Annotated in this window: 12 protein-coding genes and 1 other annotated feature; of the genes, 2 read left to right on the top strand and 10 right to left on the bottom strand. The window is 27.4% G+C overall.

What is annotated here, in order from left to right:
- Nucleotides 1–11 precede the first annotated feature (11 nt).
- The 9 genes from RYM86_RS13320 to aroF (RYM86_RS13280) all read right to left on the bottom strand — a co-directional run bounded on the left by RYM86_RS13320 (nt 12) and on the right by aroF (RYM86_RS13280) (nt 9,430).
- Nucleotides 12–845 (bottom strand): prephenate dehydrogenase, encoded by an 834-nt coding sequence (locus RYM86_RS13320; RefSeq protein WP_315081064.1) that lies wholly within the window; start codon nt 843–845, stop codon nt 12–14.
- 17 nt (nt 846–862) lie between these two features.
- Nucleotides 863–1,876 (bottom strand): 3-deoxy-7-phosphoheptulonate synthase, encoded by a 1,014-nt coding sequence (gene aroF / locus RYM86_RS13315; RefSeq protein WP_315081063.1) that lies wholly within the window; start codon nt 1,874–1,876, stop codon nt 863–865.
- 80 nt (nt 1,877–1,956) lie between these two features.
- Nucleotides 1,957–2,454, bottom strand: a complete 498-nt coding sequence (locus tag RYM86_RS13310) for a shikimate kinase (protein WP_315081062.1) — start codon at nt 2,452–2,454, stop codon at nt 1,957–1,959.
- Between the two features lie 13 nt (nt 2,455–2,467).
- A complete protein-coding gene (gene aroE / locus RYM86_RS13305) occupies nt 2,468–3,280 on the bottom strand; it encodes a shikimate dehydrogenase (RefSeq protein ID WP_315081061.1) in 813 nt (270 codons plus the stop codon).
- A gap of 23 nt (nt 3,281–3,303) precedes the next feature.
- The gene (gene pheA / locus RYM86_RS13300; RefSeq protein ID WP_315081060.1) at nt 3,304–4,443 is read right to left on the bottom strand and encodes a prephenate dehydratase; all 1,140 of its coding nucleotides are present in this window, start codon (nt 4,441–4,443) and stop codon (nt 3,304–3,306) included.
- 193 nt (nt 4,444–4,636) lie between these two features.
- On the bottom strand, nt 4,637–5,710 hold the full coding sequence (gene aroC, locus RYM86_RS13295) for a chorismate synthase (RefSeq protein WP_315081059.1): 1,074 nt from the start codon (nt 5,708–5,710) through the stop codon (nt 4,637–4,639).
- The gene (aroA, locus tag RYM86_RS13290; RefSeq protein ID WP_315081058.1) at nt 5,691–6,989 is read right to left on the bottom strand and encodes a 3-phosphoshikimate 1-carboxyvinyltransferase; all 1,299 of its coding nucleotides are present in this window, start codon (nt 6,987–6,989) and stop codon (nt 5,691–5,693) included. The genes aroC and aroA overlap by 20 nt, the downstream gene beginning before the upstream one ends.
- A 101-nt stretch (nt 6,990–7,090) precedes the next feature.
- Nucleotides 7,091–8,143 (bottom strand): 3-dehydroquinate synthase, encoded by a 1,053-nt coding sequence (aroB, locus tag RYM86_RS13285; RefSeq protein WP_315081057.1) that lies wholly within the window; start codon nt 8,141–8,143, stop codon nt 7,091–7,093.
- Between the two features lie 273 nt (nt 8,144–8,416).
- On the bottom strand, nt 8,417–9,430 hold the full coding sequence (aroF, locus tag RYM86_RS13280) for a 3-deoxy-7-phosphoheptulonate synthase (protein WP_315081056.1): 1,014 nt from the start codon (nt 9,428–9,430) through the stop codon (nt 8,417–8,419).
- Nucleotides 9,431–10,319: 889 nt separating this feature from the next.
- Between aroF (RYM86_RS13280) and RYM86_RS13275 the strand changes: the two genes are divergently transcribed.
- On the top strand, nt 10,320–12,188 hold the full coding sequence (locus RYM86_RS13275; protein ID WP_315081055.1) for a glycoside hydrolase family 18 protein: 1,869 nt from the start codon (nt 10,320–10,322) through the stop codon (nt 12,186–12,188).
- Nucleotides 12,189–12,341: 153 nt separating this feature from the next.
- Here RYM86_RS13275 and cls read toward each other — a convergent pair whose 3' ends face one another.
- Entirely contained in the window at nt 12,342–13,775 is a 1,434-nt protein-coding gene (cls, locus tag RYM86_RS13270) for a cardiolipin synthase (protein ID WP_315081054.1), read from the bottom strand.
- Between the two features lie 602 nt (nt 13,776–14,377).
- Nucleotides 14,378–14,596, top strand: a binding site (T-box leader).
- A gap of 67 nt (nt 14,597–14,663) precedes the next feature.
- Here cls and RYM86_RS13265 point away from each other — a divergent pair.
- The coding region (locus RYM86_RS13265) for a class I tRNA ligase family protein (protein ID WP_315081051.1) at nt 14,664–15,294 on the top strand (631 nt) is incomplete at its 3' end.

The raw sequence follows: 15,294 nt of genomic DNA, 5'->3' as shown, positions 1-15,294 counted from the left end.
ACAGCCTTTAATTATAATTTTTCACGTCTCTTAGTTGATTTTATAAATAATTTTTTTAGAGATTCTTTATCATCATCTTTTATTGCATCTTTTATTTTATCTAATTCACATTCAAATGATTCTATAGATTTTAATAGATTTTCTTTGTTTCCAAGAAAAAGTTCACTCCATAAATCTTCGTTTATATTGGCAATTCTAGTTAAATCTCTATAACTATCACCAATAAAACTTCCAGTATCTCTTCCCTCTAAATCACTATTTACTAAAGCTACTGCTAGGGAATGAGGTAACTGACTAGTAAATCCTATCATTTCATCATGAAATTCTGGACTTATTCTTTTAACTCTTTTAAAACCTATCTCATATGCTAAGTTTTCTACTAACTTCAAATTCTCTTCTTTATTTTTTGAAGTTGGAGTCAAAATATAGTTAGCACCTTTAAAAACATCATTACTAGCAAAATCTATTCCTTTTTTTTCTCTTCCAGCCATTGGATGTCCAAATACAAAATCTATATTTGAAGGTAATATATTCACTATATCATTAATAAACATTTTTTTTATTCCAGTTGCATCAGTTATTACTGCCCCATATTTAAAATTATCTATATTATTTTTAATAAAATCTTTAACAAGCTTAGGATATATTGATATTATAATTAAATCCGCATCTTTTAAAATTTCATTTCCATCAGTATATCCTCTTCTTATTAAGTTTAGTTTTTCAGCTTTTAATAATGTATCTTCATTATTATCTATTCCATAAACATCTTTATAACCAGCATCTTTTAATGCCATAGCAAAAGATCCACCTATTACTCCAAGACCTACTATTACTACATTCATATATAGCCCTCCAAGAATTATATTTCTTTTCCTTCTATTTCTGCTATTGCTTTAACTTTACCCATAAGTCCATCAAATTGATTTGGAGTAAGTGATTGTTGACCATCACTCAAAGCATTTTCTGGATCATTATGAACTTCTATCATTAAACCATCAGCCCCTGCAATTATTGCTGCCTTTGCCATTGGCTCAACTAAATATGCATATCCTCCTGCATGACTTGGATCTATAATTATAGGTAAATGTGATAATCTCTTAACAACAGGTATTGCTTGTAAATCTAGCGTATTTCTAGTTATTGTCTCAAATGTTCTAATACCCCTTTCACAAAGTATTACATTCTCATTTCCACCTGCCATTATATATTCTGCTGACATTAACCATTCCTCAATTGTAGCTGATAAACCTCTTTTTAATAAAATAGGTTTATTAGTTCTACCAATTTGTTTTAACAAATCAAAGTTTTGCATATTTCTAGCTCCAATTTGAATTACATCAACTTCTTCTACAAATGTGTCAATATAATCAGTTGACATAAGCTCTGTTACAATTGGAAGACCTGTTTCTTGTTTTGCTGTTTTTAAAAGTTTTAATCCTTCAAGCTCTAATCCTTGGAAACTATAAGGTGAAGTTCTTGGCTTAAATGCACCACCTCTTAAAAAATTAGCACCTGCTGCCTTAACTCTTTTTGCTACTTCAATTATTTGCTCTTCAGATTCAACAGAACATGGTCCAGCCATTATACCAAGCTTTCCCCCTCCAATTATTGAACCCTCTATATTTACTATTGTGTCATTTGGTTTAAAAATTCTATTTGCCTTTTTAAAAGGTTCTTGTACCTTCATTACTCTGTCTACACCCTTAAGTACTTGTAATTTTTTAGGATCTATTATTGCTGTATCTCCTACAATACCAACAATATAATAAGTATTTCCTCTAGAAATATGAGTTTCTAATCCCTTACTTTCAACAAAAGACTTAACCTTTCCTATTTCTTCTTCACTTGCTTTTGGTTTCATAATAATAATCATTTTAAAATTCCTCCTGTACTTCAAAAATTTTTTTAAATTCTACTATCCTACTATCCTTCATAAAATATAAACATTAAATTCTAGTTATTAACAATTATCCTTTTTATTTCTTCTACAACTTCATCTATAGTACTATCATTAACAACTATCTTATGACATGCTTTCTTATAAATATCATATCTTTCTTTATATAACCCTATAATTCTCTCTTTCCCATTTTTTAAAAGAGGTCTTCTAGAAACATCTATATCAGAAATAATTTTTTCAACTGACCTATCAATAAAAATTACTAATCCATTATTCTTTAAAGTTTCTATATTTATATCTTTTTTTACTACTCCGCCACCAGTTGCTATTACAACATTATCATATTTTATTATTTCCTTACAAGTTTCACTTTCTATATCTCTAAAATAATCTTCACCTTGTTCAAAAAGCTCTGAAATTGTTTTTGATGTTTTCTCTTCAATATATATATCCATATCTATAAACTTTAATAATAATTCTTTAGATATAAGTTCCCCAATTGTAGATTTTCCACATCCAGGCATTCCTATAAGAAATACTTTATTTTTCATAATATACTCTCCCCTATTTAAATTTTTCATCAATATAAGAATATAATTTTTCTTGTATATCATTGTCTATAGATATGTCATGCCAAATCTCTGATGATTTAATCGCTTGTCCTACTAGCATTTCTAATCCACCACAAACTTTTTTATTTAAAATTTTACCATTTCGTAAAAATTGAGTTTCTCTTGGATTATATATCAAATCTATTAATGTATCAAAATTATTAATTATATCTTCAGAAACTGGCTTAAAATCTACCTTAGGATACATTCCTACTGGAGTAGCATTTATTAATATATCACCTTTTATATCATTTATATTACTATAAGTTCTATACTCTATCCTCTTATCCTCTTCTAAAGAAATTAACCTTTTACTTCTAGAAACTAAATATATTTTTTTAATTCCTCTATCTAATAATAAAGTTACTGCAGCTTTTGATGCCCCACCAGTTCCTAACACCATAGCTACTTTATCATTAACTTCTATGTTGTTCCTGAGTAATATACTATTAAATCCATAATAATCACTATTAAATCCATATAATTTATTATCTTTTAATAATATTGTATTTATTGCTTTTATTTTTTTTGCTTCAGGTGATATTTCATCTAAATATTTCATTATATCTTCTTTGTATGGAATGGTTACATTACACCCCTTAATTTTTAATACTCTTAATGAATCTGCAAATTTCTTTAAGTCTTCTCTTTCAACTTCAAATATTTTATATGCCCCTTCAATATCTAAAAATGAAAAAATTTTATTATGAATCATTGGCGATATAGAATGTGATAATTTTTCACCTAGTACTCCATAAAAATTCACTATTTATGCCCCCTTTTCTTTGTTTAACATTTATTTTTTTCATATGCCCCCAATAATTTAAAGTAAGCACTACTTTGTTCAATTAAATACAAAGCTTTTTTAACTTTTTCCGATGATAAATCACCTTCAAAATCAATATATAAAAAATAATTCCAAGGACCATTCTTCATTGGTCTTGATTCTATTTTAATCATATTTATATTATTTTCTGCAAAATGTCTTAATAACTTATATAATGTACCGGCCTTATCTTCAAGTGAAAATACTACACTGATTTTATTAAAATTTTTATTTTCTTCTAATTGTTTAGAAATTATTATAAATCTTGTGAAATTTTCTGTTTGATTGTTTATATTTTCTTTAATAATTTCTAAATCATATATATTAGCTACTCTTTTGCTACATATAGCGGCTTTTGATTTATCTTCTAATTCTTTTATTAATTTAGCACTACTAGCTGTACTATGAAATGGTATCAGCTTCCATTCATTATACTTCTTTAAGAAATCTGAACTTTGTTTAAATCCTTGAGCATGTGAGTATATTTCTTTAATGTCACTTAACTTGCTCCCCTTTATCCCAATTAAATTTTGATTTATTTTTATACATATCTCTCCATTTATAAAAAATCCATATTTATATAAAAGATCATATACACTAGAAATTGCTCCTGTTGATGAATTTTCTATTGGAAGTATTCCATAATTAATTTCATCATTTTTAATTGCTAAAAATACATCTTCAAATTCCTCATATGATTTAGAAGTTCTATCCTCATCAAAATATTTAATCATTGCTTCTTCAGTAAAAGAACCTTGTGCACCATAAAATCCAATTTTTCCATCTTCGCAAACACAAATATTACCATTATTTTTTTTTTCTTCTGCTAAATCTTCTTTCATCTTTCTACTTTGAAGCTGTCTTGAAACTTCCATTAATTTTTCAAAGAATTTTTCTGTTTCTTCAATATAATCTTGATTTTTTAGATAACCTAAGTTCTTCTTAATAACTTCATCTTCTCTATTTTTATTAAATATAGGTAAATTATTTTTTTTCTTATATTCGCCTACTTTAAGAACAACATCCATTCTCTGCTCAAATAATTCAGTTATCTTTTGATCTATTTCATCTATACTATTTCTATAATCATCTAACTCTGCCATATGGTTATCCCCTTATTTTTAATATTTAAAAAAGTAGCTAAGTCACGCTCTTTTAGTTGAAAGTGGAGAGATACGAGTTGAAAATTTTTGTTGAAAGTCTTAAAAACTCTCTAAAAATATATATATAAAAATTTCACTATAAAATTTTTTATTAACTCCAACTTTCCACTATCACGTCTCAGCTTCTTTATACTTACAGCATTAAATCAAGCAATCCAATTGCAGCAACGCTTTCAATTACTGGTATAGCTCTTTGTACTATACATGGATCATGTCTTCCTTTAACTGTAATTACACCATTTTTCTTTTCGCTTATATTTATACTTCGTTGCTCTTTAGATATTGATGGAGTTGGTTTTATAACTGCTTTAAATAATATTGGCATTCCATTAGATATCCCACCTAATATACCTCCATTATTGTTACTATATGCTTTTACTTCATCTCCATCATAATAATATTCATCATTGCACTGTGAACCTCTAAGTTTACTCATTTCAAATCCTTTTCCAAATTCAATTCCTTTTACTGCTGGTACAGAAAATAATAAATGAGCTAATGTAGACTCTATAGAATCAAAAAATGGATTTCCAACTCCTGCTTTCACGCCAATAATTCCACATTCTATAATTCCACCAACTGAATCACCATCTTTTTTAGCCTGAAGAATTTCACTTTTCATTTTTTCTCCATTCTCTTTTATTAAAACTGGTAATTCTTCATTGATTAAATCAAAAATAAGATCCTTATTTAAATTCACTTCACTAAACTCTTTATCTTCAACATTTCCTATTCTTTTAATATGTGCACCTACATATATGTTTTCTTTTTCTAATATTTGTTTGCATATAGCCCCTGCAAAAACTAATGGTGCTGTTATTCTCCCTGAAAAATGTCCTCCACCTCTATAGTCATTGTAACCACTATATTTTATCTTTCCACTATAATCAGCATGACCAGGTCTCATTAAATTTTTTAATTCACTATAATCTTTTGAATGCATATCACTATTTTTAATCATTGCACAAAGGGGAGTACCAGTAGTTTTTCCTTCAAAAAATCCACTAAGTATTTCTGGCTTATCTCCTTCTTTTCGTGATGTAGAAAGATTACTTTTTCCTGGTGCTCTTCTAGACATTTCTTTTAAGACTTCTTCCATATTAATTTTAAATCCAGCTGGAAGTCCATCTATAGTTATGCCTATTGCATTTCCATGTGATTCACCAAATATCGAAATTTTTAATCTATTACCCCAAATTCCACTCATGAAAGTTTCCTCCTAATGCTTTAAAATCATCAAAAAACTCTGGATAAGATTTTGAAACACATTCATAATCTTCTATAATAATTGGTTCTTCACAGACTGTAGATGCTATTGCTAAAGTCATTGCAATTCTATGATCTTTATGACTCCAAACTTTTACTCCACCTTTTAAAGTTTTAACTCCATCAATTATTAAGCTGTCTTCTTTTTCAATTATATTAGCTCCTAATTTATTTAGTTCACTTGCAACTGCATTTAATCTATCACATTCTTTAATTCTTAATCTTCCTACATTTATTATTTCAGTTATTCCATTACACAAACTAGCTGCTAGAGAAATAACTGGAATTATATCTGGACACTGAGATCCATCAATAACAGTTGCTTTTAACATTCCTCTTGGTATTGCTATAATGTCATCATTAATAATTTTTATTTTGACATTCATTTTTTCTAGTATTTCTATAACTTCTTTATCACCTTGAAGAGATTGTAGATCTAAGTCAGTTATCAAAATATCACTTTCTAATGCATCAGCCACTAAAAAAAATGCTGCTTGAGAATAATCGCCTTCTATTCTATAGTCTCTACTTTTATATATTTGATTTCCTCTGATTATAAATTCTTTATAATTATTATTTATAATTTCAATTCCAAAATCACTCATAGCACTTAATGTTAAATCAATATAACCTTTAGACTCTAATTCTGTTGTTATTATTATTTTTGAATCTCCATCTAAAAGAGGAAGTGCAAATAATAATCCACTAATAAATTGAGAACTTATATCCCCTCTTAATTTAAACTCTCCACTTTTTAGTACTCCTTCTGTTCTTAAATCAAGCTTCCCCTTTTTATATGAATACTTAATTCCCTGATTATCAAAAATTTCATAATATGTATCTAAAGGTCTTTTTCCTAAATTACCTCTACCTACAAATCTATTATTCCCTTCAAAAATACAAGAAATTGGCACTAAAAATCTTAATGTAGAACCTGATTCATTACAATCTATTGTTCTATTTAATTCTATGTTTTTTTTACACTTATCAGAGTTTATTCCAATAACATGAAGGTAATCATCTTGCTTTGTTATTATAGCTCCTAATGAACGCATTGCATTAATAGTTGCTATAATATCATCTGAATAATTAATATTTCTTATTTTACTTATTCCATCTCCTAAAGCTGCACAAATAACACCTCTATGTGCCATACTTTTCGATGGTGGAATTTTAACTCCTCCTTTTAATTTACCAGGATAAATTTTAAAAGTTCCCATTTGTGTCCCCCTTTTAGTTGTTTAATATTGAGATAGTACATTTAATTTTATTTTTTAATATAGATTTTGCAAAACATAATTCAATTCTAAAATATAAAAATTTATTTAAAGAAATCTATATTAGTATTTTTTAAAAATGATTCTCCAATGCTTTCAAGTAATACTATCTTTAAAACATTATTAATATTTTTTTTATCTAAAGAAATTATTTCTAGTATTTCATCTAAATTTTCAATATCTATATCATAAGGAAGTGAATATTGAATTAGTATATCTTTTATCTCATCTGCACTTCCCTTTAGAGTAACTCCTTTTTCTTCAGACATTTTAGTTATTTTATACATTCCAATTCCTACAGCTTCACCGTGCGTATATTTATTAAAATTATAGTATGCCTCTATTGCATGACCCAATGTATGGCCAAAATTTAATAACATTCTCTCACCTTTATCTTTTTCATCATTCTCAACAACTATTCTTTTAATATTGCAACATGCATAAATTATATCTTCTATATTATCCATAACTTCATCTTTAGCTTTAAACTCTTTTAATTTGTAAAAGAAATCTTTATATTTTATACAGCCATATTTTATTACTTCAGCCATTCCATCTTTAAAAAATTTATCTTGTAATGTAATTAAAACATCTGGATCAATTAAAACCACTTTAGGATGATAAAAACTTCCTACTAGGTTCTTTCCCCTATCTAAATCTACAGCAACCTTTCCTCCAACACTACTATCAACTTGTGCAAGCAATGAAGTAGGTACTTGAATAAAATCAATTCCTCTTAAAAATGTAGATGCTGCAAATCCTCCAAGGTCTCCTATAACGCCTCCTCCAAGTGTAATAATTAAATCACTTCTAGTTAATTTGAAATCTAAAAATTCATTATATATCTTAGGAAGAGTATTAAAGGACTTAGTTTCCTCTCCAGGCTCTAAAACCATTTTCTTAACTTCATATCCATGATTAATTAATGAATCCTTTACCTTATCCCCATAATAACCATTTACATTTTCATCGGTTAATATAAAAATCTTTTTTCCTTTATAAACCTTATTTATTTCATTACTAAAATCATTAATTAGTCCCTTTTTAATTATTATTGAATAACTTTTTTCCTTTAAATCTACAACTAACTCCCTCATTTTAATACTCCTTCTTATATGTTTTGATCTAAGATTTATACTTGAATATATTAGATTGCTATTATAATATAATTGCGAAATGGCATTGGAATTTGATTTTTCGAGCTTCTTAATAAAGCTTTGTTGAATTAATTGCTTGTCACAATGTTTCATTGGAAGCATGCATTAATTGGACTAATCTTTATTTTAGAACTCTTAAAGCAAATTCTTTAGTCCATAAGCTTTATATTATAATTACATCTCACTTTCAGTATAAATTAAGCTTTATTTAAACTACATTTCCCTACCTACTGCTTTTGCAATAACTTTTAATTCTTCAAAAAGTTTTGCATACTTATCTGGTTTTATTGATTGTGGTCCATCACACAAAGCATTTGCTGGATCATTATGAACTTCTATTATAAGTCCATCTGCACCAATTGCAATTGCAGCTTTAGCTAGTGGTTCTACCATCCAATACTTTCCTGTAGCATGACTTGGATCAATAATAACTGGTAAATGACTTAATTTTTTAAGAGCTGGAACTGCACTTAAATCTAATGTATTTCTAGTATATGTCTCAAATGTTCTAATTCCTCTTTCACAAAGAATTACATTTTCATTACCACCTGCCATTATATATTCAGCACTCATTAATAATTCTTCGAGAGTTGCTGATAATCCCCTTTTTAAAAGTATTGGTTTATTCAATCCTCCCAATTCTTTAAGCAAATCAAAGTTTTGCATATTTCTTGCTCCAACTTGTATAACATCAACATTATCATTAAAGAATTCTATATCATATGGTGACATAATTTCAGTAACTATAGGTAATCCTGTATTTGCTTTTGCTTTTTTTAAAAGTTCTAAACCTTCATACTTTAGTCCTTGGAATGCATATGGTGAAGTTCTAGGTTTAAATGCTCCACCTCTTAAAAAGTTTGCCCCTATTTTTTTAACATCTTTAGCGATTTGTGTTATTTGCTCTTCGCTTTCAACTGAACATGGTCCTGCAATCATAGCTATTTTATTTCCACCTATTTTTTGTCCATTCACATCAATTATTGTTGATTCCGGATGAAACATCCTATTTGCCTTTTTAAAAGGTTCTTGTACATGCATAACTTTTTCAACTATTTCATTAGCCTCAATTTGCTCTTTATCGATCTTACTCGTATCCCCTACTAAACCTAAAATGCTAATGTCACTTCCTATAACAGGATTTACTTTAACACCTTGATTTTCTAAAATTAAAGTTAATTTTTCTATTTTTTCTTGTTCAACTTTTTGTTTTAATATTACGATCATTTTATATGCCCCCCATTTAGTTTACAGCTTACAATTTAAAGTTGTACTCTGTAACTTGATTGATTATTTTTTATAAAAAAATAGAACCCATTGTATTATAATGAGTTCTATTAAATATCTATATTATTTATAATTTTTTAATATTCCAATAATCTAAACACTCATTAAAAGGTATTATTTAGTTTTTTGCAAAAGAAATAGCCAGCGCTAAAATAAAAGCCCCAGAACATAAAATAAAAAAAGCTATAAAATTTTTGCATTATACATTCACAAATATCCTTTTTCATGTTTTTTCTCCATTCATTGTAAATTTAATCTTTTTAACATTATATCAAATCATTACGATTTGTCAATATTATTTGATATATTAATATATTTATTTCTTATAAAATAATTATTTATCAATATTTTATATTCTCAAAATTTAATGTATTAACTATTTGTGCTTAATAACTTATATATATGTGTTAATCAAACTCATTTTTCTCAAATATTCTTAAATTCAATTCCCATTGTTTGTTAAAAATAATGAAATATTTTATCATATTTTGTAATTATATTTTTATTGTAAACATTTAAATAAGTGATATAATAATTATTAAAGAAACATAAGTAAATTTATTGAATATAATACATATTTTTTCTTTTTTTATTGTAATTATATAGTATATTAAAAGAAAAAATATCAACTAATCTGTAATTCACAAAAAATTCAAGATAGCTTCAACTGGACAATCATTATAAATTAAAATCATTATTTTATAGTCTCTTTATATTTTGCAATAAGGGATTTTCCTTCACTTCTCTAAAGTCCACTTTAATATCTTCATAATTATTAGATAAGGTAGATCCTTTAAAATATATTTTAAAATAACAAGGGGGAGTTTACATGTCAAAACAAAAATTTAACAAATTAAAAAAATCTATTTTGGTATTCACAGTGATTCCATCAATTTTAGGAACTACATTGGTTGGCTTTCCTGGAATTCCTGTCAATGCGGCTACTAAATTTAACGCTGAATCTCAAGCTAAACAGATTAAACGTAATGTAATGTATTATGGAGATTGGTCTATTTGGGGTGGTCAAGACAATTTTTATCCTCAAGGTATACCAGCTAATCAACTAACTCATTTAAATTTTGCTTTTTTAGACTTTAATGAAGATGGAAGCTTACAGTTTACAGATTCCGGAGCTGCACTTGATGCTCCAGTTGGAATGCCTGTACAATGGAATGATGCAAATGCAGGTTTATTAAATGCTTTTCAAGAGTTGAGAGCTGAAAATCCAAATTTAAAAATAGGTATTTCCCTTGGTGGTTGGTCTAAATCTGGAGATTTTTCTAAAGTAGTTGCTAATAGCTCTACTAGAGCTAAGTTTGTTGAAAACGTTATGAAATTTGTACAATATACTAATATGGATTTTGTTGATGTGGACTGGGAATATCCTTGTTCTGTCAGAGAGCCAGATCTTGTAGATAATAAAAATGATGAAGGTACAATAAATTCAACTGCTGCTGATAAAGAAAATTACATTCTTTTATTACAAGATTTAAGAAACGCCTTAGATAAGCAAGGTGAAAAAATAGGAAAAACCTATGAACTTTCTGTAGCTCTGCCTGCATCAAAAGCAAAATTAGATTCAGGTATTGATATTAAAAAATTATTTAACGTAGTTGATTTTGCAAACATCATGACATATGATATGAGAGGTGCTTGGGATGAAACTAGTGGACATCAAACAGCTCTTTATGCTAATCCAAATGATCCGCTAACTGAAAGTGGTTTATCAATTAATCAAAGTGTCAAATATCTTTTAAGCAATGGCGCTCAATCAGATAAAATAGTCATTGGTTCTGCTTATTATAGTCGTGGATGGCAAAGAGTGTCTAATGGTCCTGATTCTAAGACACCTGGATTATATGGTACAGCAGAAGTAGTTTCAAAAGATGCTGATGGTAATCCTGCAAAAGGCGCAAAAAATGAAGCACCATTAAAATCAGGAGATAGTGGACGTGCAGGTGGCGTTTGGTCTTACAGAAGCTTAGATAAATTAAAGGCAGCATATCCTGGTCTTAAAGAATATTGGGATGATATTGCTAAAGCACCTTATCTATATGATGAAAACAGTGGTGCATTTTTCACTTATGATAACACTAAATCTATAGGTGAAAAAGTCAATTATGTAAAGGAAAATAACTTAGGAGGTATGATTGCATGGATGGCATCACAAGATGCTCCTACTTCATCAGACAAGCGTGATGAATTAACTAAATTTACAAAAAGTAAATTGTACGGTAATGACAAACTTCCTGAATATAATATAGTTTATAATAATCTAAATGTTACTGCAACAGTAACTCCATATGCTGAAAGTTGGGGAACTGGTGGTGGTTATAACATCACTATAACAAATAATGAAAAACTAGAAGAATCTGATGCAGTTTTAAAAGGTGTAGAAAGATGCGCTGAAACAATAAAAACTCCAAAAATTTATATAAAGAGTACTGATGGTCCTTTATCTTCTGGTGAATACACCACTGGAGCAGTTAGCTATGAGGATGGTTACACTGTAGTAGATATCTCTACTACTTATGACGGCAGAACTATAACTCCTGGGAAGAGTTATTCATTTAAATTAAAAACTAGTGTTGCACCAAAAGACACTTCTGCTATACAAAGTATAGAATTATCTCAACGTATCCATGAAAATGCTGTTGAAATAGGTAGACAAACCATCTTTACTCCTAATAACAAATAGATAATTATATTTAATACACGGAATGAATCATAATTAAGCTTTAACTTAAGTATGATTCATTCCTCTTTTTATATCTTATTATTTTATTTAAAGATTTATTCGAAGTTAAGGTAAAAAACATAATTTTTATACATAATCCATAATTTAAAATTATTAAAGTATTGGTGAAACTAATCTTGCTAAAGATTCTTTTATTTTAAGATATATACTTCTCTCTTCGTGAGATTTTATTGTTATTTCCTCAGAGAATTCAATATCCTTCATGAATTGTTTTTCATAATCAACAGCTACTCTATCATCAAATATAAAAGCATTAACTTCAAAATTTAATTTGAAACTTCTTATATCCATATTAGCTGTTCCTATAGATACTACAGTACTATCTGCAACCATAGCCTTAGCATGAATAAATCCATTTTTATAATAATATATTTTTATTCCAGTATTTAAAAGTTCACCTATATAAGAACTAGCGGCCCATTTCATAAAAAAGTGATCTGGATTTCCTGGAATTATTATTCTTACATCAACACCTGACAACGCAGATATTTTTAATGCTTCTAATATTGGCAAATCTGGAACTAAATAAGGTGTCTCCAAATATAAATTATTTTTAGCATTATTTATAAGCTTAATATATGCATTTCTAATATATTCTTCTTCATGATCTGGGCCACTTGTAACTATTTGTATGCCCACATCCCCTATTTCTTCATTTGTATCTGATAAATATTTATTATAATCATGTATTTCTTCTTCTGATGCATAGCACCAATCTAATAAAAATCTTTCATTTAAATCATTTACTGCCCCACCTTTTATTCTAACGTGGGTATCTCTCCAAAATCCAACCTTAGGATCTTTATTTATATATTCCTTACCAACATTAAATCCTCCAACATACCCATATTTTCCATCTATTACAACTATTTTTCTATGATTTCTATAATTTATACGCGTATTTATATGTGGTAATATTCCTGGGAAAAAGATTGCAAATTTTCCTCCTGCTTTTAAATAATTCTTTAATGCACCTTTTGTTAAGGTATATGAACCCATACTATCTGCTAAAAGTCTTACTTCAACTCCACTTTCTGCTTTTTTTGTTAATTCTGCTATTATTTTTTTTCCTAAACAATCATTACGAAAAATATAATATTCTATATGTATATATTCCTTTGCATTCTTTATATCTTTAATTAATTGTCTAAATTTATCCTCTCCATTAACATATACTTCAAGATCATTATTAGTTGTATATTGACAACCTGAATGATTATAATTCATCTTTCTTAAATCAAAGAATTTATCTCCACCATCATGACAATTACTCTTATTACCATATCTACTACTTAAATTTCTTCTCTTTATTTCATCAATTTGTTTTTTTTCTTTGAAAATCTTTTGCCTGCTTAGGTTTTGTCCAAGTAAAAGATATAATATAAATCCAAGTCCAGGTAAAATAATTAGTATTAAAAGCCATGCCCATGTTGTTGTTGGATCTTTTCTTTCTATAAATATCAATGATAATGAAAAGATTATATTTAGTATTAAAACTATCATGCCTATCCCTAATAATATATTCATATTTTCTCACTTCCTTTGTTTAGGTTATTATTTTCAATTAAATAATTATATTATAAATCTTCGTTGAATTTATAGTCTATATTTACTATTTTATCATGTTATATAAAATACTGTCTTAGAATTTTATAGATTAAAGCTTAATTCATATATCTAAAAAATATTTTTGATTATTTAATTAAATCCATAAAAATTAAACTCTATTTTATCATAGATATATATATTTATCATAATGAATTAATTAACATTTACTTAAATAAAGTGTTAATACTATATCCTTTTAATAATATATGAAAAAAATTTAATACTATTATTATCATTTAAATTATCCTTATATTTCAAATCTAGTAGCCAACTATACTCCCTTTTTTATTCTTTAGGATAAATTTTATCTAACTTTTTTATTCTTTAGGATAAATTTTATCTAATTTATAATTTCAGTTATCCATAATTTCTTTAATAACATAATTTGATAAAGAAGAACAAAATCGTCAAAACCAATATATTAATTCCGAGAATTTTCTTAATATCTTTCAATAAAAACAAAATTTAATATGTTTTCTTGCTTTTTTACAAATTTTAATATATAATATTGCTAAATTTTATATTTTGCTGTGAATAGAAGTAGTAATAATAAACTGTATCTTTTAGAGAGCTATTGTTAGGTGTAAAATAGTGTTACATTGTTATGAACTTGTCTAGGAGCTTACTTGTTAAAAACAAGTACGGGTAAATATCCGTTAAAAAATATCAAGCGAGAAGATTAAATTATATTTTTTCTTCTAATAAGAGTGGTACCGCGGAATTTTGCTTTCGTCTCTTAATTTTAGAGATGAGAGCTTTTTTAATGTTCAAATTTGATAAATTTACATTTTATATAGGAGGATTACTATGGAAAATTATAGTACTAAAATCGATGAAAAATGGCAAAAGATTTGGGTAGAGAATGAAACTTATAAATTCAAACCAGAAAATTTAGATAAGAAACTTTATACACTTGAAATGTTCTCTTATCCATCAGGAGCTCAATTACATGCTGGTCATTGGTTTAACTACGGACCAACAGATTCATGGGCAAGACTTAAAAGAATGCAAGGTTATAACGTATTCCAACCAATGGGTTTCGATGCTTTTGGATTACCGGCTGAAAACTATGCAATAAAAACAGGCATACATCCTAAAGATTCTACATTTAAAAATATTGAAACTATGGAAAAACAATTAAAATCTATGGGTGCTATGTTTAATTGGGAAAATGAGGTTGTTACTTGTTCTCCTGATTACTATAAATGGACTCAATGGTTATTCTTAAAACTTTATGAAAAAGGATTAGCTTACAGAAAAAAAGCTCCAGTTAATTGGTGTCCATCTTGTAATACAGTTTTAGCTAATGAACAAGTAGTTGACGGCTTATGTGAAAGATGTGAATCTGAAGTTATAAAAAAAGATTTAACTCAATGGTTCTTCAAAATAACTGATTATGCTGATGAATTATTAGATAAATTAGATGGCTTAGATTGGC

The sequence above is a fragment of the uncultured Clostridium sp. genome, assembly GCF_963527835.1.
GTDB lineage: Bacteria > Bacillota > Clostridia > Clostridiales > Clostridiaceae > Clostridium.
This window is presented reverse-complemented; position numbering and strand designations above follow the sequence as displayed.